We start from the raw sequence: 23,659 nt of genomic DNA on the forward strand, positions 1-23,659 counted from the left end.
CGCCTATTCAGTGTGAATAGGCATGCCAGAGCTTTATCTAGCGCTCCGAGAAAAAAACTATCTACTGTCAGAAATTACAGGTAGCCCCAAAATATGATGCCTCGACTGCAGGTTTCCGATCAGTGGTACCTGAGCCTACAACGACATCAAATGTCGAAAAGACTTTGGTTGATCATGTGGAGGTGATACTGACAATGGCAGAGTAAGCTCATCATCGACATCGGCCAATCCGCACTTGAGATCGACTGTGTACCGACTCGTTAACCGACCCGGCACACAGCCCTTTCCATTACGCACTCAAACGCGCCGTGACTTCATTCAGCTGCCCGGACAACCCGTGCAAATTACGGCCGGCCGCTTCAGTGCGCTGCACGTTGTCCAGGTTGGTACTGGCGATGCTGGTGATTTCGGTGAGGTTGCGCGAGATGTCCTCGGCCACCGAGGTCTGCTCTTCGGCGGCGGTGGCGATCTGGCGGTTCATGTCGCGAATGGCTTCCACGGCGAGGGTGATCCGCTCCAGCATGGCGCCGGCCTGGGTCACTTGCTCGACGCTTTCTTCGCTGCGCGACTGGCCGCTTTCAATCGCCTGCGCCGCGTCCACTGCGCCGGTTTGCACGGTCTGGATGATCTGGTTGATCTCGATGATCGAAGCCGCCGTGCGCTGGGCCAGGCTGCGTACTTCATCGGCCACCACGGCAAAACCGCGTCCGGCTTCACCGGCACGCGCCGCTTCGATCGCCGCGTTGAGCGCCAGCAGGTTGGTTTGTTCGGCGATGCCGCGAATCACTTCCAGCACCTTGCCGATCCGTCCGCTGTCGGTTTCCAGTTGGCGGATGACCGTGGCGGTGTTGGCGATTTCGCCACGCATTTGGGTGATGGTGTGAATGGTGCCCTGCATGACTTTTTCGCCGTGTTGGGCGGACTGGTCGGCATCGTCGGCGGCACGTGCCGCATCGGCGGCGTGACGGGCGACTTCCTGTGCGGTGGCAGACATTTCGTTCATCGCCGTGGCCACCTGATCGGTGCGGTTGAACTGTTCGTTGGTGCCGCTGGCCATGAGGCCGGCAATCGAATTCAGCTCACCGCTGGCGCTGTCCAGATCCTTGGCGCTGCGCTGCAAACGGCTGAAGGTTTCGGCGAGGAAATCACGCAAGGTGTTGGCCGCAATCGCCAACTTGCCCAGCTCATCTTGACGGGTGCTGGCCACGCGCTCGGCAAACTTGCCCTGGCTGAGTTGCGCGACGTATTCGATCAGTTTGCGGATCGGTTCGACCAGGTTGCGGTTGACCAGCCACAGGCTCAACAGCCCGATCAACAGGCCCGAAGCGAGCATCACAATGATCCCCAGCAACACCGTGCGATCGGCGTCGGCGCTGATCAGCTTCGATTGCTCGGCCCCCTGCTTGCGCAATTCGCTGACCAGTTCGCTCATCTGATCGCTGGTTGCACGGTCCACGCCTTTGACGGCTATGTCGCCAGCCGTTGGATCGGCACCGGCCGCCACGTAGGCATCACGGCCCTTCTGATAGGCGGCGCCCAGCAGACGGTGTTCGTCACGCAGGCGTTCGATGCGGGTCTTGAGTTGCGGCTCGATGCCCTTCTGCCCGGCCAGTTCACCGAGAATGCTCTGCACATCGCGCTGACGGTCTTCGAACTGCTTCCAGTATTTACCCAGGTCAGCCGGTTGCTTGCCCCGCAGCAGGACGTTTTTCCATTCCTGCACCTGCACCTTGAATTGCAGGTTGGCTTCGTCGATCAACTGCGAGGTGTGCAACGGGCCTTCGATCAGATTCGCGTAGCTCTGAACGCCGCCGGACAGAAAGTGAAAGCAGGCCAGGGCGATTAACAGCATCGCCAACAGGCTGCCGCTCAACAAGGCGAGGATTTGTGCTCTCAGGGATTTTTGCAGCATCGAGTGATACTCATGACAGGGGTGAGACACGCAGCAAACACAGCGTGAAAGGTGTCCGGACATCCCTGTCGGTGACCTTGACCAATGGTCAGGGCCGCGCAACTTAACGTAAGCAAGATCGGCGTGCTAGAGCGGTTCTTGAATCTTTTCCGACCGTCGGTAGTGCCACTATTTAGCCTTCATCGCCCTGTCACAAAACTGTCAAAACTCCTTGCGATGATGCGGCTCAAGTGAACCCAGCCGTAACCCTGACCTGTAGCAGCTGCCGAGCCCGCGAGGCTGCGTTCGGCTGCGCAGCAGTCGTGAAATCAGACGATGCGGTATTTCAGGAAGACCGCGCACTCAGGTTTCACGACTGCTGCGCAGCCGAACGCAGCCTCGCTTGGGCTCGACAGCTGCTACATGGAGCGATAGCGTCCCCTTGCGAGCCCTCATGAACCACAGCATCGACCAAAGCCATCGCGACCCGGACCTCTTCGGTCTGCTCTACGGTTTCAGTTTTCGCCCCGGCGAGCGTGGTCGGGAGATTGATTCGGCCAAGGCGTTGCAATGCCTGCAACAGCCGGACGAGAGTGACGAATTTCTGTGGCTGCACCTGAACCTCGCGCATGCCGCGTGTGAGCGCTGGATGAAAAGCCATCTGGAATTGCCAGACGAATTTTTCGAAGCCCTGCACGAAGGTTCACGATCCACGCGCATCGAGCATGTCGATTCGGCATTGCTGGCGGTGGTCAACGACGTGGTGTTCAACCTCAGCAGCATGGTGTCGTCCGATGTGTCGACGTTGTGGGTGTGTGCCCGCAGTCGACTGATCATCAGCGCGCGCCTGCAACCGCTGCACTCGGTGGACAAGCTGCGCTCGTCGGTGAAGGCCGGCGAGTGCTTTCGTTCACCGCTGGAGTTGCTGGTGCATTTGCTGCGCGATCAGGGCGAAGTGCTGACCCAGATCGTGCGCAAGACCAGCCTCAGTGTCGATCAGATCGAAGATGAGTTGCTGTCCTCTCGGCTGTCGACCAACCGTGCTGAATTGGGTGCCAATCGCCGGGTGCTGGTGCGCCTGCAACGCTTGTTGGCGCTGGAGCCGGGGTCGTTATTGCGATTGCTCAACCGGCCGCCGCAATGGTTGCAGAAGGAGGACGTGAAGGAGCTGCGCAAGTCCACCGAGGAGTTTGCGCTGATCATCAACGACCTCACGGCGCTGGGCGAGCGGATCAAGCTGCTGCAAGAAGAGATTGCGGCCAACCTGAATGAGCAGAGCAACCGCACGCTGTTCACCCTGACCGTGGTGACGGTACTGGCGCTGCCGATCAACATCATTGCCGGTTTCTTTGGCATGAACGTGGGCGGGGTGCCGCTTTCGGGGGATCCGGAGGGGTTCTGGATTCTGGTGGCGCTGGTCGCGACGTTTACCGTGATTGCGGGGCGTTGGGCGTTTCGTAAGCGCCAGGATTATTAATCTTTAAAATCGCGCACTTCACTTGTAGGAGCGAGGCTTGCCCGCGAAGGCGTTTTACCTGATATACCGCCTTCGCGGGCAAGCCTCGCTCCTACAGGGACCGTGGTGGATTCTGATTAACGGATTAGCAAATAACCCAAACCCTGACGCAGGGCAGCCTCTCTGTAACATTCTGCAACGATCATGACGAACACTCCTTCCCTCCTCAGGATTGTCCGTCATGGCTACGCCTTCCTACACCGCCGAAACGCAGGCTCCCGCCAGTAGCGCCAGACCGCAGCTCGATAAAAAACCCAGCCTGTTCACCCTCGTGGTGTTTTTCGGGGTGTTGGCCAGCGGGCTGTTGTTTACCGCTTACAGCTTGATGCACGACATGAGCGAACTCGGCACGGTGGTCACCACCTGGACGCCGTTTCTGCTGTTGGGTGTCGCATTGCTGATCGCCCTGGGCTTTGAGTTCGTCAACGGTTTCCACGACACCGCCAACGCCGTGGCCACGGTGATTTACACCAACTCGCTGCCGCCGAATTTCGCGGTGGCCTGGTCCGGGTTCTTCAACTTCCTGGGGGTGCTGCTGTCGAGTGGCGCGGTGGCGTTCGGCATCATCGCCCTGCTGCCGGTGGAGCTGATTCTGCAAGTCGGGTCCTCCGCCGGTTTCGCGATGATCTTCGCCCTGTTGATCGCGGCGATCCTGTGGAACCTGGGCACCTGGTGGCTGGGTTTGCCGGCCTCGTCGTCGCACACCTTGATCGGTTCGATCATCGGCGTCGGCGTGGCCAATGCCCTGATGCACGGCCATGACGGCACCAGCGGCGTGGACTGGGCGCAGGCGACCAAGATCGGTTACGCATTGCTGTTGTCGCCGCTGGTCGGCTTCGGCTTTGCCGCGCTGTTGCTGCTGGCCCTGCGTGCGTTCGTCAAGAATCGCGCGCTGTACAAGGCACCGGTCGGCAATACGCCGCCACCGTGGTGGATTCGCGGCATGTTGATTGTGACCTGCACCGGCGTCTCGTTCGCCCACGGTTCCAACGACGGCCAGAAAGGCATGGGCCTGATCATGTTGATTCTGGTCGGCACGCTGCCGATGGCCTATGCGCTGAACCGCACCATGCCGGCCGACCAGGCGCTGCAATTCGCCGCCGTCGCCGAAGTCACCCAGCAAGCGCTGGTGAAAGCCGCACCGATGCCGGCCCCGGCCGATCCGCGTCCGGTGCTCTCAGAATTCGTGCGCAGCAAGGAAGCCACACCGCAACTGGTCCCGGCCCTCGCCGCCCTCACTGGCAGCATCGGCGCGCAGGTCAAGGGTTACGGTTCGCTGTCCAAAGTGCCGGCCGAGGCCGTGGGCAACGTGCGTAACGACATGTACCTGACCAGCGAAACCATTCGCCTGATGGACAAGAACAAGGTCGGTAACTTCGATGCCGACACCACCGGCAAACTGCAACTGTTCAAGCAACAGATCGACAACTCGACGCGTTTCATCCCACTGTGGGTGAAGATCGCCGTGGCGATTGCGCTCGGGCTGGGCACTATGGTCGGCTGGAAGCGCATCGTGGTGACGGTCGGCGAGAAGATCGGCAAGACCCACCTGACCTATGCCCAAGGCGCCTCGGCGGAAACCGTGGCCATGCTGACCATCGGCGCGGCCGACATGTTCGGATTGCCGGTGTCGACCACTCACGTGCTGTCCTCGGGTGTGGCCGGGAGCATGGTCGCCAACGGTGGCGGCTTGCAGATGAAGACCATCCGCAACCTGCTGATGGCCTGGGTGCTGACCTTGCCGGCGGCGATTCTGTTGTCGGGCAGCCTGTACTGGCTGTTTACCCAAATCTTCTAGCCGCAACACATAACCCTGTAGCAGCTGGCGAAGCCTGCGTCCGGCTGCGCAGCAGTCGTAAATCCGACACACGCGGTTTGTCTGATGTACCGCGTGTCATGGTTTTACGACTGCTGCGCAGCCGGACGCAGGCTTCGCCAGCTGCTACAGGGTTTTTTATCGCCTGTAGAACGCATTTCGTCGCAAATTCAGGCGTTTGCGTTTTTATTGATCCACCACCCGCCGGATTGCACTTCAGTTTGCTAACGTGTGGCCGACTCTTAAGAGACTCGATGCATTCAGGAGTGGAATCGTGAATCTGTACATCAATCAGCTTCAACACAAAGCTGACTTCAAAGAAGCCATCTACGCCGGCGACATCTTCCTGAACACTCAACTGCGCGCGGCCAAAGAGCTGTGTGCGTTCGCCCAGGAAAGCATCACCGCCGCCTTCGACGGCGAGACCAATCACCAGGCGCTGCACACGCTGATGCCGGTGGAAGAATTCGTGGTTCTGGTGACGCGCCTCAAGGGCCAGTTCACCAACAGCCAGCGCGCCAAGGACCTGATCCTGTCGTTTATCGACGAGATCGGCGTCGACCCGCGCGAGTACATCTTCGACGTGCCGCGCATTCGCGTGGTGCCGAACTATGACTACCTGCACGCCGGTGTCAGCTATGCCTACAAACCGCATCGCGACACGTGGTATGGCAGCGTCGATTGCCAGATCAACACCTGGATGCCGGTGCACACCATCCGCCCCGACCAGACCATGATGATCAACGCCGGTTACTTCGACGTGCCGGTGAAGAACACCTCCAGCGAATGGAGCCTCAACGACTGGATCAGCAACCAGCGGCACAAGGCCAAGGACAACCTCAAAGAGGAAGTCCGTGTGCACCCGGTGCCGATGGAAGCGATCAATACCGCGTCTGAAGTGCGCATCGCCGGCAACACCGGTGAGATGCTGATCTTCTCCGGTTCGCACCTGCACGGCACGGTCGCCAACCACACCAATCAAACCCGCTTCAGCGTGGACTTCCGCCTGATGCACCTCGACGACCTCAAGCACAAGCGCGGCGCGATCAACGTCGACAGCGCCTGCCCTGACGTCGGCGCCGGTTTCAAAGACTATTTCCACGCCCACGACTTCTCGAATTTCCAAGGAATCCAGCAATGACCAAGCGTCGCATCACGCCTGCCGAGGCCCAGTACAACGAAACCCGTGCCAACGTTCTGAAACGGGTCGATGCCGAGTACGTGGCCGACGCGCCGTTCGTCTTCGCCAACCGCATCGGCGTCACCGCTGCGCTGTCGCGTATGGAACTGTTCAAGAAAGTCGCTGAAGTACCGGGCGCGATCATCGAGTGCGGCGTGTACAAGGGCAACTCGCTGATGCTGTACATGCACTTGTCGATGATTCTCGAGCCGTACGCGATCAACCGTTCGATCGTTGGCTTCGACACGTTCGAAGGCTTCCAGAGCATTGATAAGAAAGAAGACCCGGCCGACGTCAACGAGACCATGTTCTCCGACACCGACCAGTCGCTGATCCAGGACATGATCGACGCCAACGACCTGCTGCGCCCGGTCAACCGCATCCCGCGTTGCGAGCTGGTCAAAGGTGACATCGTCAAAACCGTACCTGAATGGGTCAAGACCCGTCCGGACCTGGTCGTGGCCATGCTGATCCTCGACACCGACCTGTACGAATCGACCAAAGTCGCGCTGGAAACCTTCCTGCCGTACATGCCAAAAGGCGCGATCGTGGTCCTGGACGAAGTGGCTTACCGCAACTTCCCTGGCGAAACCAAAGCCCTGCGTGAAGTGCTCGACCTGAACAAGATCGAACTCAAACGCCTGCCGTTTGATAGCTGCGTAGGCTATTTCCACGTCTAATGCATAACCCGCCCTCTGTAGGAGCGAGGCTTGCCCGCGAAGAACGATAACGCGGTCTAACCGAATGACCGCATTATCGTTCTTCGCGGGCAAGCCTCGCTCCTACAGGGGGCGGTTATGTTGTGGACTGGATGACATTGGCCAGCCAGTCCATAAACGCTCGCACCCGCAGCGGCAAATGCCGTTGCCGGGCGTAGAGCAGCGAGACCTCCATCGATGGCGCGCTGAACTGCGGCAACACCGCCACCAGATCACCGCTATCCAAATGCGATTGCATGCCCTTGACCGGCGCCTGAATCAGACCGAATCCCCCAAGACACGCCGCTTCATAAGCGTCGGTGCTGTTCACCGTGACGCTGCCCGCCATCGGTAATCGATGCTCTGCCCCGTCCACCTCGTACACAAACCCCTCCGAGCGCGAACCCAGTACGCCGACGTAATGGACCATTCGATGCTGTGTCAGATCCTCAAGGCTTTCCGGCATGCCATAGCGCTGCAAGTAGGCGGGACTGGCGCAATTGACCATCGCAAAATCGCACACGTGACGCGCGACCACTGACTGATCCGGCTGCGCACCGACCCGCACCACACAATCAAAGCCTTCCCGCTGCAAATCAACCCGGCGATCCGTGGTGCTGATTTCCAGTTCCAGATTGGGGTGCAGCGCCATGAATTCCGGCAAGCGCGGCAGCACCATTTGCCGTCCCAGAAAGTTCGGCATGTCAAAGCGAATGCGCCCGGTGAGCGAGGCCGCGTCCTGACGAAACAGCCCTTCGATTTCATCCATGTGCGACAACAAGTCCCGGCTGCGCTCGTACAGCACCAGGCCATCCTGCGTCGCCTGAACCCGGCGCGTCGTGCGTTGCAGCAGACGCGTCCCCAATAAGGCTTCCAACGCCTGAACGTGTTCCGAGACGGTCGACCTGGGCACCCCCAGACTTTCGCCCGCCAGGGTAAAACTCGACATCTCACTGACACGCACGAAGGAACGCAGCAGTTCCAGTTTGTTCATGGGCCGCCTCTCAATTGTTCGGTTTGTCCGACCAGTGATTCCAGTTTTAGTCTGTTTATCACCCTGGGCCGGATAAATAAACTTCCTCCACACCGTTACCTACCACCCTTGAGGAAGTCCCATGAACCGTAAAATCGCACTGATCACTGGCGCCAGCCGCGGCCTCGGCAAAAACGCAGCCCTGCACCTGGCCGCTCAAGGCGTCGACATTATCGGCACCTACAACAGCAAGGCCGATGAAGCGCAGGCACTGGTCGCAGAAATCGAAAGCCTCGGCGCTCGGGCGGTGATGCTGCAACTCGACGTGAGCCAAAGCGAACGCTTCGAAGATTTCGCCACGCAAGTCGCCGATGTATTACGCAGCCGGTTTGATCGCCAACACTTCGACTTCCTGCTCAACAACGCCGGCATCGGCCTGACCGCGAATTTCGTCGACACCACCGTCGCCCAGTTCGACTTGTTGATGAACATCCACCTGAAGGGGCCGTTCTTCCTCACCCAGAACCTGCTGCCGTTGATGGCTGACGGTGGGCGCATCCTCAACGTGTCCAGCGGACTGACCAGCTTCAGCTTGCCGGGTTACGGCGCTTACGCAGCAATGAAAGGCGCGATGGAAGTGCTGACCCGCTACCAGGCCAAGGAACTGGGTGCCCGCGGTATTTCCGTGAACACCCTGGCACCGGGCGCCATCGAAACCGATTTCGGCGGCGGCACGGTGCGCGATAACAGCGACGTAAACAGCTACGTCGCCAGCAATACCGCGTTGGGTCGCGTCGGTCAGCCGGACGACATTGGGGCTGCGGTTGCGTTGTTGCTGGCACCGGGTAGCCAGTGGATCAACGGCCAGCGTGTCGAGGCGTCCGGCGGGATGTTTTTGTAATACACCATCAAGATCAAGAGATCGCAGCCTCGTTTCACTCGACAGCTCCTACATTGGAATGCGTCCATGTAGCAGCTGTCGAGTGAAACGAGGCTGCGATCTTTTGCGTTTATCCCGAGACAGCCTGGCGCATCAGGACTCGCTCCCGCACCACGTCATACACCCAGTGATAAACGTAGGTGTACGGCAGGAAAAACAGCAACACGCCGATGTCCAGCAGGAACGCCTGCCACAGGCTGACGTTCAGCCACCACGCAATCAGCGGCACACCCATCGCGACCAATCCGCCTTCGAACAGCAGCGCATGGATCACACGCACCCAAGCGTTGTGCACGATGGCGAAGCGTTTGAGCAAGCGATCGAACAGGCCGTTGAAGACCACGTTCCAGCCCAGAGCAAGCGCCGCAATCACAACGGTGACAGCGCCCATTTCGAGCATCGGTTTGTCCATGATCCACGCCAGTAGCGGCGTACAGATCAGGATGGCCAACACTTCGAAACCGATGGCCTGGAAAATACGTTCAGTGATGGATTTGTTGGCGTTCATGATCAGGGTTCCCTGAGTGACTGTGGTTGCCATGATCACGCCTCGCACCGATACTTCATAACCAATAACCATCGATCAAGGCGATAGTTCATGGCTTCTCAGGAAGTGTTGCAGGCATTTGTGCAGGCGGCGACGCAAGGCTCGTTTTCCGCGGCGGCGCGCAAACTGGGGCGCAGTCAGTCGACCATCAGTGCCGCGGTGGCGAGCCTTGAAATCGATCTGAACCTGACCCTCTTCGACCGCAGCAGCCGCAAGCCGAGCCTGACCCCGGCCGGGCATGTGATGCTGCAACGGGCCGAGGAAATTCTCGCCGCTACCAGCCGCCTGGAAATGACCGCCAGCCAACTGTCCCAAGGGGTTGAGCCGAAGCTGACGGTGGCGATTTCCGACACGTATCAGTCCGACCGTTTCGAAGCGGCGCTGAGTGCTTTCGAGCAGCGTTATCCAGACCTCGAACTCGAATGCCTGATCGCTGAATGCGATGACCTGGTGGCATTGGTGCAGAGCGGTCGGGCGCATGTAGCCTTCGCTGAAAAGCAGGACAGTTACCCGCCGGATCTGGTCAGTTCGACCGTGGAGGAACGGACGGAGATTGCCCTGTTCGTGTCCCGTGAACATCCGTTGGCGACGCTGGACCACATCGATCAAGACGTGTTGCAACTGCATCGGGAGTTGCGCCTGGCGACGATCGTCAATCCGTACGAGAGCCGTGCGAAGGGACGTGTCTGGTCGGCGCCTAGTTATTTGATGCTGCTGGAAATGGCCCAGGGTGGGTTTGGCTGGGCGCCGTTGCCGCGGTGGCTGGTGGGGCGGTTCGGGGCGGGGACGCTGGTTGAGCTGAACGTGCGCGGCTGGCCGAAACCGGTGTTTGTCGACGCCTTGTGGTCACGGCCGCATCCGCCGGGGCCGGCAGGGAGTTGGTTGCTCAGTAAAATGCTGGAATAGCGGTGCGGCCATTCGCGGGCAAGCCTCGCTCCTACAGGGATTGGTGGCGTCCACAAATTGTGTGATCGCCGCGATCCACTGTGGGAGTGAGCCTGCTCGCGATGGGGCCCGCCAGCTCACATCACTTCAAAGCCTTGATCCGCGCCTCAATAAACCGCCGCTCCGGCATTTGCTGCGTCAACTCCAGCGCCCGCTCATACGCCGCCCGCGCCTCCTCAACCCGCCCCAACTGCCGACAAAAATCCGCCCGCGCCGAATGCGCCAAGTGGTAATCCAGCAAATCCCCTCGCTCCAGAATCCCTTCCACCAGCACCAACCCCGCTAACGGTCCATCCCGCCTGGAGATCGCCGCCGCACGGTTCAACTCAATGACCGGCGAAGGCACCGCCGCCAACAACACGTCATACAAACCCACAATCTGTTGCCAGTCCGTCTCCCCCGCCGTGGGTGCTTCGGCATGCACCGCCGCAATTGCTGCTTGCAGGCAATAAGGCCCGAACCGGCCAGTGGTCAGCGCCGCTTCCACCAGCGCGCAACCTTCGGCGATCATCCCGGCATCCCACAACGAGCGATCCTGTTCGTCCAGTAAAATCAGCACACCGCTCGCCGACGTCCGGGCCGGGCGTCGTGATTCATGCAACAGCATCAACGCGAGCAGCCCCATCACTTCCGATTCCGGCAGCAACTCCATCAACAATCGCCCGAGCCGAATGGCTTCGCGCGTCAGGTCTTCGCGGGTCAGTTCTGCACCGACTGACGCCGAGTAGCCTTCGTTGAACACCAGGTAAATGACCCTGAGCACACTGTCCAGACGCTCGGGCAGTTCCGCCAGCGTCGGCACTTGATAAGGGATTTTGGCGTCACGGATTTTCGCTTTGGCGCGCACGATTCGCTGGGCGATGGTTGCTGGCGCCGAGAGAAAGGCGCGGGCAATTTCCTCCGTGGTCAGGTCGCACACTTCTCGCAGGGTCAACGGCACTTGGGCGTCCGACGCGAGGGCCGGGTGACAACAAGTGAAGATCAGCCGCAAGCGATCATCTTCCACGTCTTCATCACTCCAGTCGGCCTGTTCCAGCTCCTCCAGTTGAGCAATCAATATTGGCCTGGACGCCGCAAAACGCGCGCGCCGACGCAACACATCGATGGCTTTGAAGCGCCCGGTGGACACCAGCCAGGTGCGTGGATTGTCCGGCACGCCGTCACGCTGCCACCGCTCGACCGCGACGAAAAACGCCTCGTGCAAGGCCTCTTCGGCGAGGTCGAAATCGCCGAGCAAGCGGATCAGCGTCGCCAGAATCCGCCTTGAGTCTTCACGGTAAACCTGCTCGACCCGAGCCGTGACCGACACGTCAGGCATCAGCCCGGCATGCCTTCAGTCACCAGCGTCACCAATCGATCGCCGAATTCGGCAGGCTGTTGCTTATAAGGCAGTGGACTCATGGGAATTTCCTGTCTTGTGCTTGTTATTCAGGGATTCAATTGGCGAACGGGACGCACCTCGACACTGCCGACCCGGGCCGCCGGGATATTGCCGGCAACCTGAATCGCTTCATTGAGGTCCTTGGCATCGATCAGGTAGAAGCCGGCCAACTGCTCTTTGGTTTCGGCGAACGGACCGTCGGTGATCGACATCTTGCCGTTGCGCATGCGCACGGTGGTCGCGGTTTGCACCGACTCCAGCGCCTCGGCCGCGATCATCCGGCCGCTGCCCTCGATCGACTCGGCATAGGCCATGCACTCGGCGTCGTGGGGACTGTCGGGCTGCGAGTGCAACTCCTGTTCGTTGCTGTAGACCAGGCATAAGTACTTCATGTGGGCTCTCCCGGATCGAACTGATCAACTATGGCTGCAGATGGGCGCCTTCGCGACATTCCCGACGAAGCACCCGATGATCAGGGTTCAAGGTTGAACAGCGCCGTGCCGCTCGTCATGTCGAACGGGGCCGACCAGTGTTCGTGAACGATGCGCCATTGCCCCGCGTCGCGCCGATAGCAGGCGGTCACACGCATCCAGCAGGCCTGGGTTTCACCTTGCTCGTTGGTGCCGCCGCAATGGGCCAGCCAGTGGGCGAAGGCGATGTGCTCGTCCGCGACGATGTTCATGTGGTCGAAGTCGAACTTGTGCGCGCCCTGGCACATTTCCATGCACTCCTCCCAATGTGCGCGGTAAGCCGCCTTGCCCCGGAATTGCAGGGCCTTGACCGCGTCGTAAGAGACGATGTCGTCGCCGTAAAAGGACATGAGTTTGTCGACATCCTTGGCGATTACCGCCTGGCGATAATTGTCGATCAGGGTCTGGATTTCAGTTGTAGCGATCATGGTGGTTCTCCGTGGTTTTTGTTGTGAAGACACCTTTAGTCGTCTGGCGAACAGCCAAATCGACAGGCGAAATAAAAATAATCCATGAACGCAAACTCGTTAGAATCCGAACCATATTTTGTTGGAAAAAGGACACTCCAGTGACAGCCCGACTCGTGCCTTACGAAAACCTGAACGCGCGCCAGCGCCAGCAGATCGAGGCCATCGAAGTTCATAAAGAACAGATCAAATTCTCCGGCGACATCCACGGTGCGTTGCACACCTTGCTGTCCAAACCCGGCCCCGGCGTCCAGGGATTTGCGCTGCTGGTCGAGGAGGTTCCCGTGGCCTTCTTGCTGCTGAAACGCCCGCCCGTGTTGCCGGCGTGGGCCGACGAACACAGCGCGACCTTGCATGCGTTGCAAGTCGATCACCGCGCTCAAGGCAAGGGGTATGGAAAAGCCTGCCTGCAAGCTTTGCCCGAAGTGGCCCGGCAGGCGTTTCCGGAGATCAAGGCGCTGGAGCTCTCGGTGGATGCGGACAACGCGGCGGCTATCGCGCTCTATGCGAAATTCGGCTGGGTCGACAGCGGCGAGGCGTACCGGGGCCGGATCGGTTATGAACGGCGCATGAGTCTGATTTTCTGAGGTGGTTATGCTCGACAGCATCGAAGCACTGGAAGCGATCTATGGCCAACCCCACGACCGTGCGGTGCGCAAGCAAATTGCCTTTCTGAACGAGGACTATCAGGCGATGGTCCGCGCCTCGCCGCTGGTGATCATCAGCTCGGTCGGCCCCGACGGCATGGACGGTTCGCCCCGGGGTGATGCGCCGGGTTTTGTGCGGATCATTGGCCCGAAGACCCTGGCGATCCCTGATCGTCCAGGCAACAACCGCATCGACACGCTGCGCAACGTGGTGCTCGATTCGCGGGTGTCGCTGCTGTTCATCATTCCCGGGATCGGCGAGACGTTACGGGTCAACGGCACAGCGCAAATAAGTGCGGAACCGGCGTTGCTGGAAAGCTTTGCGGTGAACGGCAAACCGGCGCGCACGGTGATGCTGGTGACGGTGGAAGCGGCGTACTTCCATTGCTCGAAAGCGATTGTCCGTTCGGATTTGCGGAATCCGGAGAAGCATCTGGATCGCTCGGCGCTGCCAACGGCCGGGGCATTTCACAAGCGGTTGAATGATGGGCAGTTCGATGCCGAAACGTATGACCGGGAAGCGCCGGCCCGAGTGCGTGACAGTCTCTACTGATCAATAAATGAAAGGGTTGCCATGAGGCAACCCTTTGGGAATTTGAATAGCCGTCAGAGAAGTAGGCAATAGTCGAGCAACTGTTTCTCGATACTTTGACGCTGGCCGATAACCAAAGCGACTACGACAAGGCTCTCACTCGGGTACACCTCATACAAAACCCGCTGCCCCATGGGCAAGTACTCACGAAAATGAGTCACACCAAGGGACGCGGCTTCCTGGCAAACACCATAAACGTGGGCCTGAGAGCCCAAAGCCGTAACAATCTGCATCACCAGTTGATCTACGATCTCTGCCGCTTTCTTGCGACCGCATTGCTGCGTCAGATAATGCTCCAGCGAAATAACCCCATGCTCCGCAGCAGTCGCAAACTCTACCCTGAAGACCTCAGGCATCGTTATCTTCTTGTGAAGGTTCACGCCGCTTCGCCAGTTTAGCCAGCAAAGTCTCACCAGAGATCAGCTTTCCCTGTTCCTTGTCGCGGGAGGAGAACGACAGCAGCTTGATCAGCGCGATCGCCTCGTCCCGGCGTTTACGCTCCTCATAGGACTCGATCACATACGCCGGGACACCATTTTGGGTCACGAGCATTGGCTCGGAGAGATCCAGCGCTGCCGCATTTTTTTTGACAAAACTGATTGTTTCAACTCGCATCATTCGTTCCTCTGCTCGCCATCCGGACAGGCTGGCCAACTCACAAGGTCTGAATTTAGGCTATTAAAAAACTTATCTCAAGCGATCATTTGCTCCGGTTACAACTCCAACACCATCTCATGCCACGCCATGCCACCGTGGTCCGAGACCGAAGGCTTGATGTAGGCAAAACCGAATCCGGCATACAGCGGAATATGCCGCTCCTTGCACATCAGGTGGATGGTGCTCTTGCCCAAACCCCGCATGCGCTCGATGAACTCGCCCATCAAACGCTTTGCCAATCCTTGCCCCTGATAATCCGGGTGCACCACCACCGACATGATCACCACGTGCGGGCCGGCCGGGTCGTGGCCGATCAGTTCCTTGAACGCTTCGTCTGACATTTCCACCTCAAATGCCGCTCCGGAATTAATGAAACCGGCTACCACTCCGTCCACTTCCGCGACGATGAAACCCTCGGGCCAGGTGGCAATGCGGGTGGCGATTTTTTCCCGGGTGGCGGCTTCGTCGCCTTCGTAGGCAACGGTTTCGATGGCGAAGCAGCGGTCCAGGTCAGCAGGCAGGACGTTTCGGATGACAGGGTTCGACGAGTTCATGGCGCAACAGCAACCTTGGGGCAAGTGAGAAGACAGAGTATCGCTCGCCGATTCTAACAACACTGACTGGCCCTTGAACGCCCGATACTCAGCGCTCGTATAAAGTGCATAGGGTTAAAGGACGGCACCGTAAAGCTTTCATATAACCGCTACCCAATGCCTCGGGTTCGTATTATTTATCTGTGCCTCGACGATTGAAGACGCCCAGCCACGGCAGGTTGAGCCCTCCTCGTCCCACTCACAGGACTGTGATCATGAGCACGACTCAAATCGGCCTACTCGTGTTGTTCAGCATTAGCTCGTTCGGCTTCATCACGCTGTACATCGATTTCCTGCGCGAGCGCCGAATCAAGAAAGGCAAGTGAACGACACAAGGTCAGGCGCTTCAACCAGCGCCAGCCTTGCTCTACAGCCCCACCAAGCGATAGCCCACCTGCAATTCGGTGATGAAATGTTGCGGCTGGGCCGCATCGGCCTCCAGTTTCTGCCGCAAGTGCGCCATGTGCACCCGTAGGTAGTGAGCACGATCGACGTAATCCAGCCCCCACACTTCCAGCAGTAACTGGCGATGGGTCATGACCCGGCCTTGTCCGCGAATCAACGCGCAAAGCAGGCGATACTCGATGGGCGTCAGATGGACCGCTTGGCCCTCGCTCCGGACCTCGTGCGTGGACAGGTCCACTTCGATCATGCCGAACGTCACCTTGCTGGTGACGGCGGCGGTTCCGTTCTGCACATGTCGACGCAGCTGGGCGCGGATACGCGCGAGCAACTCGGGCACGCCGAAGGGTTTGACCAGGTAATCGTCGGCGCCCGCATCCAGTGCCGCCACTTTTTCCTCTTCACGATCACGGGCCGACAGCACCAGAATCGGCACCGTCATCCAGCCCCGCAGCTCGCTGATCAATTGTTTGCCGTCACCGTCGGGCAAGCCCAGATCGACAATCACCAGATCCGGTTGACGGCTGGCAGCGTGGATCAGGGCGCGTTTGACGTTGTCGGCTTCGAACACCTGAAAACCTTCATCCTGCAGCGCGATACCGATGAAACGGCGGATGTTGGCCTCGTCCTCGACAATGAGGATGCGTGCACTGGTCATAGCGATTCCATGGAAGGCGGGTGACCCGCCGGTAGAGTGATGACAAAGCGGATACCCGAGGTGGCCAGGGGTTGGGCCTCGATCGTTGCGCCATGAGCCTGGACAATGCGTTTTGCCAACGCCAGCCCAAGGCCGATGCCGGCCACGGCCGACTCCTGCTGGCCACGGGTGAACGGCTCGAACAGGCTCTGAGGTGTGCTGCCCTGAGGACAACCGGGACCGGCGTCGATCACCTCCAGCACAATGCTGTCCTCCTCTTGCCGGGCCGCCACCTGCACCAGCGTTCCGGCCGGGGTGTACTTGGCGGCGTTGTCCAGAAGGTTGACCAGCACGCGCTCAATCAACAGCGCATCGACTTCCACCAACGGCAACTGCGGCGACAGTGCGGTGCGCACCACATGCCGCGCCAACGGCTCGCGCAGTTGACGCAAAGCGCTGCCGACGATTTCCTCCAGTGAGTGCCATTGCCGGTTGAGGCGCACACCGCGTTCCTGCATCCGGGCCATGTCCAACAGGTTTTCGATCAACCGCTGCATGGAGCTGGCCTGATCGCGGATACCGCCCAGCAACTGCGTCAGCGGTCCGGGCGGCGCGTGAGGTGCCGCCGCATCTGCCGCGCCGATAATGGTGGTCAGCGGCGTGCGCAGGTCATGAGAGATCGCGGCCAGCAGCGTATTGCGCATGCGCTCGCCCTCCATCTGCACCAGGGTGCTCTGCGCCACTTCGACGAAATGCACCCGCTCCAGCGCAATCGCCAGTTGGCTCATGCACGCTTCGAGCAAACGCTGTTCTTCAGGCTCGCTCAATCGCTCGGGTTCAGCCAGTTCGAGCACCAACACGCCGCGTACGCGCATGGGCGCCTTTAATGGCAAATAGCGGCCTTGAGCGGCCGCCAGTGTATCGGTGCCCTGACCCGCGGGTTGGCCGTGGTCGTAAACCCATTGGGCAATGCTTTCATCGATCGGGAACGTGCCGGCGCCACTGGAATGGACACTGTCTATAGCGTCCGGAAGTGCCAGCCCGCCCCGCGCTTCAAACACGCCACTGAAGGTGCGCAGCGCCACCTCCGTAATCTGCTCCACCGTCAGCGCCGCCGACAGGTCGCGAGCCAGCCTCGCCAATGACGTCGCGCGCCGCTCACGGCCAGCAGCGGTGCGAGCCTCATGACGCAAGCGGGCCGTCAGTTGACCGGTGATCAACGCAATACCCAGCATCAGGGCGAAGGTAAAGAAATACTGGGTGTCATTGACCGTGAACGACCAGCGTGGCTGGACGAAGAAGAAATCAAAACACAGCACCGCCAGCATCGCCGCCCAGACACCCGGCCCGCGCCCGTAACGCAGGGAGACCAACACCACCGTGAGCAAAAACAGCATGACCACGTTGGCCAGATCAAACACCTGCAACAACAAGGCCGCCACAGCCGTGGCGGCAAAACAGGCAAGGCTGGCCCACAGGTACGCCGCAGCCCTGCTCGGCGGCAACGCGGCATCCGTGTTCACCGCCACCGCAACCACGACGGGCAACGGGCCATGAGCGATGACAATCTGATCGATCTCGGGGTGACGACGGCTGATACGGTCACTGATCGACTGATGCCAGAACTGCCAGACCTTGCGCGGGTAATGCCCGAGCACCAGGCGATTGGCGTTATGTTCACGGGCAAACGCCACCAGCGTCTCGGCCACGTCCATGCCTGACAGCGTGGCCGTGTCGGCACCGAACTCAGCGGCCAGCGCCAGGGTTTTCATGGCGGCGGCATAGCGGTTCTCGCCGCCTTCACGGCGATGGACCGAAGGCACATGGACGACAATCCAGTCCGCCTCGAGTTTTTGTGCCAGACGCGCCGCTTCACGAACCAGACGTTCATCCGACGGGTAGCCTGCCACGCCGACCAGAAGACGCTCGCGCGCGGGCCAAAGGGTGTTGATGGACCGCTCGCGGCGATAGTCGCGCATCTGTGCATCGACTCGATCGGCCGTGCGCCGCAGCGCCAGCTCGCGCAAGGCCAGCAAGTTGCCTTTGCGAAAGAAATGCCGGGACGCGCGCTCGGCCTGGGGCGGCAGATAGACCTTGCCTTCCTTGAGACGGCGTAGCAAGTCATCAGGTGGCAGGTCGATCACCACCACCTCATGAGCAGCGTCGAACAGATGATCGGGTACGGTCTCGCGCACCCGGATGCCGATGATCCCGCTGACGATATCGTTGAGACTTTCCAGGTGCTGGACATTGAGGGTGGTCCAGACGTCGATGCCGGCGCGCAGCAGTTCTTCGACATCCTGCCAGCGTTTGGGGTGACGCGAGCCGGGAACGTTGCTGTGGGCCAGCTCATCCACCAGCAGCACCGCCGGACGTCGCGCCAGCGCGGCATCCAGATCGAACTCGCTGAGGGCACACTCGCGATGCATCACGCTGTAGCGCGGCAGCAGCTCCAGACCCGTGAGCAGTTCAGCGGTTTCCCGGCGGCCATGGGTTTCGACCACTCCAGCCACCAGGTCACGGCCCTGGGTCACTTCGCGTTGAGCCGCGATGAGCATGGCACAGGTTTTCCCCACTCCGGCATTGGAGCCGAAATAGATGCGCAATTTGCCACGCAGGGCGGCCTGTTCGTCTTGTTGCAACTTCTCCAGCAGCGCGTCGGGATCAGGGCGGCCGTCACGTGAAGCGGTGAACGTATCAGTTACGAGCATGGCAATCCTTTTGAGCTGCACGGCGCCACACAGGGCGCCGCGCAGTCAGTCCTTTCAAACCAGGCCAAGCCCGGCCAACAGCATGTCGATCACCTTGATCCCCGCGAACGGCACCAGCACGCCACCCAGCCCATAGATCAGCAGGTTGCGATTGAGCAACGCCGCGGCGCCGATGGCTCGGTAGGTCACACCCTTCAGCGCCAGCGGGATCAGAAACACGATGATCAGGGCATTGAAGATCACCGCGCTGAGGATCGCCGAGTTCGGGCTGCTCAGGTGCATCACGTTCAGGGCACCCAGTTGCGGATAGGTCGCGACGAATGCGGCCGGTACGATAGCAAAATACTTGGCCACATCGTTGGCCACGCTGAAGGTGGTTAACGCGCCGCGCGTCATGAGCATCTGCTTGCCGACTTCAACCACCTCGATCAGCTTGGTCGGGTTGCTGTCCAGATCGACCATGTTGCCCGCTTCCTTGGCCGCCTGAGTACCGCTGTTCATGGCCACGGCCACGTCCGCCTGCGCCAGTGCCGGCGCATCATTGGTGCCATCGCCCGTCATCGCCACCAGCTTGCCCTGCGCCTGGTAGTCGCGGATCAGTTGCAGCTTGTCTTCCGGCCGGGCCTCGGCCAGAAAGTCGTCGACACCGGCCTCCACGGCAATCGCCGCCGCCGTCAGGCGGTTGTCGCCGGTGATCATGACCGTCTTGATCCCCATGCGCCGCAGTTCGGCAAAACGCTCCTTGATACCGCCCTTGACCACGTCCTTGAGCTCGACCACGCCCAATGCCTTTTCACCATCGCACACGACCAGCGGCGTACTGCCACGGCGCGAGACTTCATCGACCTTGCTCTGCAATGCCGACGGAAAGCTGCCGCCCAGCGCCTCGATGTGCTGGCGAATGGCATCTGCCGCACCCTTGCGGATGCGCCGGCCGCCGGCCAGATCGACGCCGCTCATACGGGTTTGCGCGGTGAAATGCACGAAGCTCGCCCCCAGGGCATTGAGGTCCCGCGCCCGCAGGTCGAACTTCTGCTTGGCGAGCACCACAATACTGCGTCCTTCCGGCGTTTCGTCGGCCAGCGAGGCCAACTGCGCGGCGTCCGCCAGTTCCGACTCCTTGACTCCGGGCGCTGGCAGGAAACTGCTGGCCTGGCGATTACCCAAGGTAATGGTGCCGGTTTTGTCCAACAGCAGGACATCAACGTCACCCGCCGCTTCCACAGCCCGCCCGGAGGTGGCAATGACGTTGGCCGACATCATCCGGCTCATGCCCGCCACACCAATCGCCGACAGCAGGCCGCCAATGGTCGTGGGGATCAGACAGACCAGCAACGCCACCAGCACCGTTGCGCTGACCACGTCGCCGCCGCTCATGGTCACCGCCATCATCGAATACGGGCCCAGCGTCACGATCACCAACAGAAACAGAAACGTCAGCCCCACCAGCAGAATGGTCAGCGCGACTTCGTTGGGCGTCTTCTGGCGCTTCGCGGATTCGACCATTGAGATCATGCGATCCAGAAACGACTCGCCGGGATTGACGCTGATACGCACCACCAGCCAGTCCGACAGCACTTTTGTGCCCCCGGTGACCGATGAAAAGTCGCCGCCCGCCTCGCGAATCACCGGTGCCGACTCCCCGGTGATCGCGCTTTCATCCACCGACGCCACACCTTCGATCACCACACCATCGAGGGGCACCAGATCGCCAGCCTCGATCAACACCACGGTGTCCTTGATCAGTTCGCTGGAAGGCACGAGCCTCCAGGCGGAACCGTGCCGGGGTTGCTGCAACAGCTTGGCCAGGGTCTGGCGCTTCATCCCGCGCAGGCTGGCCGCCTGGGCCCGACTGCGCCCCTCGGCCAGGGCTTCGGCGAAGTTGGCAAACAACACGGTGAACCACAGCCACAGCGTGATGCTGAGAATGAAACCACTGGGGGCTTCCCCTTTGCCGACCAGTGATTGAACCCACAACAGCGTGGTGAGAATACTGCCCAGGTACACCACAAACATTACCGGGTTCTTCCACTGCGCCTGGGGCAGCAATTTCTTGAAAGCATCCAGGCACGCCGTGAGCAACAATCCACGGTCGAACAAAGGCAAACGAACTTGCTTACTCATGGTTGTTTCTCTTGTTCACTGGCCGCAAGGGATGGCTGATGCGCAGGCGTCAGAGCATCCATCGCGAGGTTGAGTTGCAGCACATTGACCCGGGGCTCGCCGAGCAAACCAAAGGTGCGTTGCTCAGTGTGGGCATTCACCAGCTTCAACAGATCGGCTTCCGGCAGGTGACGCAGGCGTGCGACGCGCGAAGCCTGAATCTGTGCGTTGGCCACCGAGATGTGCGGGTCCAGACCTGACGCCGACGAGGTGACCGCATCCACCGGCACCTGGGCATCGGCTGCCAGACCGTTCTGTCGGCGGTAGGCTTCGACGCGCATGGCCACGGTGTCGATCAACTTCTGGTTGGTCGGGCCAAGGTTACTGGCGCCACTGGAACCTGCGTTGTACGGCTGGGCCACGCTCTTGCTCGGATCCAGCGGGTCAGCGCCGAGGGTCATGCTCGGCCGCCCCTGAAAATACTCGGGGCGAGTGAAATGCTGGCCGATCACCGCCGAACCGATCACCAACCCGTCCCGTTCAACCAGACTGCCCCGGGCCTGATAGGGGAACAGCACGTTAGCCACCAGCGTGGTGAACAACGGATACACCAGCCCGGTCAGCAACATGAAGAACGCCGCCGAAATCAGCACCGGGCGCAACAGGCCGACAAACAGAAATTGCACCTTGGTTTGTGTTTGTACTTGAGTCATCACATCCCCCTCACTTGTAGGTCTGGCCGGACAGCAACTGCAGTTGCTCGACCAGCGGGCCGAGCGCGAGCGCCGGCAGGAAAGTCAGGCCGCCCACCACCAACACCACGAACACCACCAGAAACATGAACAGCGGCGTGGCGGTCGGGATGGTGCCGGCACCGGCCGGGATGTTCTTTTTCATCGCCAAGGAACCGGCGACCGCGAGCATCGGCAGCATCGTGAAGAAGCGTCCGAGCAACATGGCAAGACCGATGGTGGTGTTAAAGAACGGCGTATTGGCATTCAGCCCGGCGAACGCCGAACCGTTGTTGGCAGTGCCCGAGGTGTAGGCATACAGCACCTCGCTGAAGCCATGAGGCCCTTGGTTGTTGAGGCTATTGAGAGTGTCGGGCCAGAGTGCCGCCAGGGCGGTGAAGCCGAGAATGCAGATGGGGTGGGCCAGCACCGAGAGCATGACCAGCTTGATCTCCCGCGCCTCTATCTTCTTGCCGAGGAATTCGGGGCTGCGACCGATCATCATGCCCACCAGAAACACCGTCAGCAGCGCGTACTGGATCAGGTTGATAAAGCCCACGCCGTCGCCACCGAACACGCAGTTGAGCATCATCTGCGCCAGCGGTACGAAGCCGCCCATAGGCGTCAGCGAGTCATGCATGGCGTTCACCGAGCCGGTGGTTGCGCCGGTGGTGGTGGTCACGAACAGGCTGGTGTCGGCAATCCCGAAGCGCAACTCCTTGCCCTCCATGTTGCCGCCACTCTGGGTCGCTGACAGCACCTGATCCGCACCCACTCGAGTCAACAGCGGGTTGCCACTTTGTTCGGCGGTGTAAACGATGCTCAGAAAGCCGACGAACATCACCAGGAACGTGCCAAAGAACACCCAGCCCTGACGCCGACGCATCAGCATGCTACCGAAGGTGTACGTCAGCGCTGACGGGATCAGCAACATGCTGAGGATATGCAGCATGTTCGTCAGCGGGGTCGGGTTCTCGAACGGATGCGCGGCGTTCATGCTGAAAAAGCCGCCACCGTTGGTGCCGATGTGCTTGATTGACTCGAAGCTCGCCACCGCGCCGACGATCAATTGCTGCTGTGCGCCTTCCAGCGTAGTGGCAAGGGCCTGGGAGTTCAGGGTTTGTGGCATGCCTTGCCAGACATAAACCAGCGCCATGCCAAAACACAGTGGCAGCATCACCCGGTACAGCGTGCGAGTGAAGTCCACCCAGTAGTTGCCGATGTCAGCGGAGTTCGACCGACTGAGGCCGCGAATGAATCCCGCCGCAGCCACAACGCCCGCTGTTGCGCCGACGAACATCAGGAAGGTGATAACCGCCATCTGGCTGAAGTTGGACAGGCTGGTCTCACCTGAATAAGCCTGCCAGTTGGTGTTGGTGATAAAAGACGCCGCGGTATTGAACGCCAGATCCGGCGTTTGCGCGCTCAGCCCCAAGGGGTTGAGTGGCATGAAACCTTGCAGACGCAACACGATGTAACCCAGCAACATCATGGCCGCGTTCGACAGCAACAGGGCCGAGCCATAACGTGCCCAGCCCATGGTTTCGGTCGAATCGATCCCCAGCAAACGATACGTGGCGCGCTCCGCCAAGGCATGGTTTCGCCCGGTGAATACCAGCGTCAGCCACTTCCCCATCAGAACGGCGAGCCCGGTCATCAACCCGAGAATCACCGCAAATTCCAGCATAGTGCTCAACATGTCGATGCTCCGTTCAAATCTTGCCCATGGCGACGATGACCATGGCTGTCGCAGCAAAAAACA

General features: G+C 60.2%; 22 protein-coding genes. 8 read left to right on the plus strand and 14 right to left on the minus strand.

Features of this window, described 5'->3' with window-relative positions:
- Window positions 1-289: 289 nt before the first annotated feature.
- Window positions 290-1,912: a methyl-accepting chemotaxis protein gene (locus ACYZT6_RS19960; RefSeq protein ID WP_462028324.1), complete on the minus strand. Its 1,623-nt coding sequence runs from the start codon at window positions 1,910-1,912 to the stop codon at window positions 290-292.
- A 433-nt stretch (window positions 1,913-2,345) separates the two neighbouring features.
- On the opposite strand from ACYZT6_RS19960, the gene ACYZT6_RS19965 reads away from it, so the two are divergent.
- From ACYZT6_RS19965 to ACYZT6_RS19980, 4 genes are all read left to right on the plus strand, one after another.
- The gene (locus tag ACYZT6_RS19965) at window positions 2,346-3,368 is read left to right on the plus strand and encodes a transporter (RefSeq protein ID WP_461976044.1); all 1,023 of its coding nucleotides are present in this window, start codon (window positions 2,346-2,348) and stop codon (window positions 3,366-3,368) included.
- A gap of 220 nt (window positions 3,369-3,588) precedes the next feature.
- A complete protein-coding gene (locus ACYZT6_RS19970; protein ID WP_462028325.1) occupies window positions 3,589-5,205 on the plus strand; it encodes an inorganic phosphate transporter in 1,617 nt (538 codons plus the stop codon).
- A 292-nt stretch (window positions 5,206-5,497) separates the two neighbouring features.
- The gene (locus ACYZT6_RS19975; protein ID WP_462028326.1) at window positions 5,498-6,364 is read left to right on the plus strand and encodes a hypothetical protein; all 867 of its coding nucleotides are present in this window, start codon (window positions 5,498-5,500) and stop codon (window positions 6,362-6,364) included.
- A complete protein-coding gene (locus ACYZT6_RS19980; RefSeq protein ID WP_046031989.1) occupies window positions 6,361-7,083 on the plus strand; it encodes a TylF/MycF/NovP-related O-methyltransferase in 723 nt (240 codons plus the stop codon). Before ACYZT6_RS19975 ends, ACYZT6_RS19980 begins: the two co-directional genes overlap by 4 nt.
- Window positions 7,084-7,198: 115 nt before the next feature.
- On the opposite strand, the gene ACYZT6_RS19985 is transcribed toward ACYZT6_RS19980, so the two are convergent.
- Window positions 7,199-8,095, minus strand: coding sequence for a LysR family transcriptional regulator (locus tag ACYZT6_RS19985; RefSeq protein WP_462028327.1), 897 nt, complete (start codon window positions 8,093-8,095; stop codon window positions 7,199-7,201).
- Between the two features lie 121 nt (window positions 8,096-8,216).
- Between ACYZT6_RS19985 and ACYZT6_RS19990 the strand changes: the two genes are divergently transcribed.
- Window positions 8,217-8,975 (plus strand): SDR family NAD(P)-dependent oxidoreductase, encoded by a 759-nt coding sequence (locus tag ACYZT6_RS19990; RefSeq protein ID WP_462028328.1) that lies wholly within the window; start codon window positions 8,217-8,219, stop codon window positions 8,973-8,975.
- Window positions 8,976-9,084: 109 nt separating this feature from the next.
- On the opposite strand, the gene ACYZT6_RS19995 is transcribed toward ACYZT6_RS19990, so the two are convergent.
- Complete coding sequence (locus ACYZT6_RS19995) at window positions 9,085-9,522, minus strand: multidrug/biocide efflux PACE transporter (protein WP_462029989.1); 438 nt, start codon at window positions 9,520-9,522, stop codon at window positions 9,085-9,087.
- A 90-nt stretch (window positions 9,523-9,612) separates the two neighbouring features.
- Between ACYZT6_RS19995 and ACYZT6_RS20000 the strand changes: the two genes are divergently transcribed.
- Window positions 9,613-10,467, plus strand: a complete 855-nt coding sequence (locus ACYZT6_RS20000) for a LysR family transcriptional regulator (protein WP_462028329.1) — start codon at window positions 9,613-9,615, stop codon at window positions 10,465-10,467.
- A 121-nt stretch (window positions 10,468-10,588) separates the two neighbouring features.
- Here ACYZT6_RS20000 and ACYZT6_RS20005 read toward each other — a convergent pair whose 3' ends face one another.
- The 3 genes from ACYZT6_RS20005 to ACYZT6_RS20015 all read right to left on the minus strand — a co-directional run bounded on the left by ACYZT6_RS20005 (window position 10,589) and on the right by ACYZT6_RS20015 (window position 12,785).
- On the minus strand, window positions 10,589-11,824 hold the full coding sequence (locus ACYZT6_RS20005; protein ID WP_462028330.1) for an RNA polymerase sigma factor: 1,236 nt from the start codon (window positions 11,822-11,824) through the stop codon (window positions 10,589-10,591).
- A 110-nt stretch (window positions 11,825-11,934) separates the two neighbouring features.
- On the minus strand, window positions 11,935-12,279 hold the full coding sequence (locus ACYZT6_RS20010) for a YciI family protein (protein ID WP_438662675.1): 345 nt from the start codon (window positions 12,277-12,279) through the stop codon (window positions 11,935-11,937).
- An 80-nt stretch (window positions 12,280-12,359) separates the two neighbouring features.
- Window positions 12,360-12,785: a YybH family protein gene (locus tag ACYZT6_RS20015; RefSeq protein ID WP_462028331.1), complete on the minus strand. Its 426-nt coding sequence runs from the start codon at window positions 12,783-12,785 to the stop codon at window positions 12,360-12,362.
- Window positions 12,786-12,925: 140 nt separating this feature from the next.
- Here ACYZT6_RS20015 and ACYZT6_RS20020 point away from each other — a divergent pair, with 140 nt between their 5' ends.
- Together ACYZT6_RS20020 and ACYZT6_RS20025 are read left to right on the plus strand one after the other, a co-directional pair.
- Window positions 12,926-13,411, plus strand: a complete 486-nt coding sequence (locus tag ACYZT6_RS20020; RefSeq protein WP_462028332.1) for a GNAT family N-acetyltransferase — start codon at window positions 12,926-12,928, stop codon at window positions 13,409-13,411.
- A 7-nt stretch (window positions 13,412-13,418) separates the two neighbouring features.
- On the plus strand, window positions 13,419-14,024 hold the full coding sequence (locus ACYZT6_RS20025) for a pyridoxamine 5'-phosphate oxidase family protein (protein ID WP_462028333.1): 606 nt from the start codon (window positions 13,419-13,421) through the stop codon (window positions 14,022-14,024).
- A gap of 53 nt (window positions 14,025-14,077) precedes the next feature.
- Here ACYZT6_RS20025 and ACYZT6_RS20030 read toward each other — a convergent pair whose 3' ends face one another.
- From ACYZT6_RS20030 to kdpA, 8 genes are all read right to left on the minus strand, one after another.
- A complete protein-coding gene (locus ACYZT6_RS20030) occupies window positions 14,078-14,419 on the minus strand; it encodes a type II toxin-antitoxin system RelE/ParE family toxin (RefSeq protein WP_462028334.1) in 342 nt (113 codons plus the stop codon).
- Window positions 14,412-14,678 carry a type II toxin-antitoxin system Phd/YefM family antitoxin gene (locus ACYZT6_RS20035; protein WP_462028335.1) on the minus strand — a complete coding sequence of 89 codons (267 nt, stop codon included), beginning with the start codon at window positions 14,676-14,678 and terminating at the stop codon, window positions 14,412-14,414. The genes ACYZT6_RS20030 and ACYZT6_RS20035 overlap by 8 nt, the downstream gene beginning before the upstream one ends.
- Before the next feature lie 98 nt (window positions 14,679-14,776).
- Window positions 14,777-15,274: a GNAT family N-acetyltransferase gene (locus ACYZT6_RS20040; protein WP_462028336.1), complete on the minus strand. Its 498-nt coding sequence runs from the start codon at window positions 15,272-15,274 to the stop codon at window positions 14,777-14,779.
- A 406-nt stretch (window positions 15,275-15,680) separates the two neighbouring features.
- Window positions 15,681-16,373 (minus strand): response regulator, encoded by a 693-nt coding sequence (locus ACYZT6_RS20045; protein ID WP_462028337.1) that lies wholly within the window; start codon window positions 16,371-16,373, stop codon window positions 15,681-15,683.
- Complete coding sequence (locus tag ACYZT6_RS20050) at window positions 16,370-19,063, minus strand: DUF4118 domain-containing protein (protein WP_462028338.1); 2,694 nt, start codon at window positions 19,061-19,063, stop codon at window positions 16,370-16,372. Before ACYZT6_RS20050 ends, ACYZT6_RS20045 begins: the two co-directional genes overlap by 4 nt.
- Before the next feature lie 54 nt (window positions 19,064-19,117).
- On the minus strand, window positions 19,118-21,187 hold the full coding sequence (kdpB, locus tag ACYZT6_RS20055) for a potassium-transporting ATPase subunit KdpB (RefSeq protein WP_462028339.1): 2,070 nt from the start codon (window positions 21,185-21,187) through the stop codon (window positions 19,118-19,120).
- Window positions 21,184-21,879, minus strand: a complete 696-nt coding sequence (gene kdpC, locus ACYZT6_RS20060; protein ID WP_462028340.1) for a K(+)-transporting ATPase subunit C — start codon at window positions 21,877-21,879, stop codon at window positions 21,184-21,186. The genes kdpB and kdpC overlap by 4 nt, the downstream gene beginning before the upstream one ends.
- A gap of 10 nt (window positions 21,880-21,889) precedes the next feature.
- Window positions 21,890-23,596, minus strand: a complete 1,707-nt coding sequence (kdpA, locus tag ACYZT6_RS20065) for a potassium-transporting ATPase subunit KdpA (RefSeq protein ID WP_461953587.1) — start codon at window positions 23,594-23,596, stop codon at window positions 21,890-21,892.
- Window positions 23,597-23,659 lie beyond the last annotated feature (63 nt).

Source organism: Pseudomonas sp. RT6P73, assembly GCF_054897715.1.

Coding starts and splice junctions, on each gene's coding strand:
- ACYZT6_RS19960 (WP_462028324.1), bottom strand. CDS start 1,912: ATGCTGCAAAAATCCCTGAGAGCACAAATCCTCGCCTTGTTGAGCGGC.
- ACYZT6_RS19965 (WP_461976044.1), top strand. CDS start 2,346: ATGAACCACAGCATCGACCAAAGCCATCGCGACCCGGACCTCTTCGGT.
- ACYZT6_RS19970 (WP_462028325.1), top strand. CDS start 3,589: ATGGCTACGCCTTCCTACACCGCCGAAACGCAGGCTCCCGCCAGTAGC.
- ACYZT6_RS19980 (WP_046031989.1), top strand. CDS start 6,361: ATGACCAAGCGTCGCATCACGCCTGCCGAGGCCCAGTACAACGAAACC.
- ACYZT6_RS19985 (WP_462028327.1), bottom strand. CDS start 8,095: ATGAACAAACTGGAACTGCTGCGTTCCTTCGTGCGTGTCAGTGAGATG.
- ACYZT6_RS19990 (WP_462028328.1), top strand. CDS start 8,217: ATGAACCGTAAAATCGCACTGATCACTGGCGCCAGCCGCGGCCTCGGC.
- ACYZT6_RS19995 (WP_462029989.1), bottom strand. CDS start 9,522: ATGAACGCCAACAAATCCATCACTGAACGTATTTTCCAGGCCATCGGT.
- ACYZT6_RS20000 (WP_462028329.1), top strand. CDS start 9,613: ATGGCTTCTCAGGAAGTGTTGCAGGCATTTGTGCAGGCGGCGACGCAA.
- ACYZT6_RS20005 (WP_462028330.1), bottom strand. CDS start 11,824: ATGCCTGACGTGTCGGTCACGGCTCGGGTCGAGCAGGTTTACCGTGAA.
- ACYZT6_RS20010 (WP_438662675.1), bottom strand. CDS start 12,279: ATGAAGTACTTATGCCTGGTCTACAGCAACGAACAGGAGTTGCACTCG.
- ACYZT6_RS20015 (WP_462028331.1), bottom strand. CDS start 12,785: ATGATCGCTACAACTGAAATCCAGACCCTGATCGACAATTATCGCCAG.
- ACYZT6_RS20025 (WP_462028333.1), top strand. CDS start 13,419: ATGCTCGACAGCATCGAAGCACTGGAAGCGATCTATGGCCAACCCCAC.
- ACYZT6_RS20030 (WP_462028334.1), bottom strand. CDS start 14,419: ATGCCTGAGGTCTTCAGGGTAGAGTTTGCGACTGCTGCGGAGCATGGG.
- ACYZT6_RS20035 (WP_462028335.1), bottom strand. CDS start 14,678: ATGCGAGTTGAAACAATCAGTTTTGTCAAAAAAAATGCGGCAGCGCTG.
- ACYZT6_RS20040 (WP_462028336.1), bottom strand. CDS start 15,274: ATGAACTCGTCGAACCCTGTCATCCGAAACGTCCTGCCTGCTGACCTG.
- ACYZT6_RS20045 (WP_462028337.1), bottom strand. CDS start 16,373: ATGACCAGTGCACGCATCCTCATTGTCGAGGACGAGGCCAACATCCGC.
- ACYZT6_RS20050 (WP_462028338.1), bottom strand. CDS start 19,063: ATGCTCGTAACTGATACGTTCACCGCTTCACGTGACGGCCGCCCTGAT.
- kdpB (WP_462028339.1), bottom strand. CDS start 21,187: ATGAGTAAGCAAGTTCGTTTGCCTTTGTTCGACCGTGGATTGTTGCTC.
- kdpC (WP_462028340.1), bottom strand. CDS start 21,879: ATGACTCAAGTACAAACACAAACCAAGGTGCAATTTCTGTTTGTCGGC.
- kdpA (WP_461953587.1), bottom strand. CDS start 23,596: ATGTTGAGCACTATGCTGGAATTTGCGGTGATTCTCGGGTTGATGACC.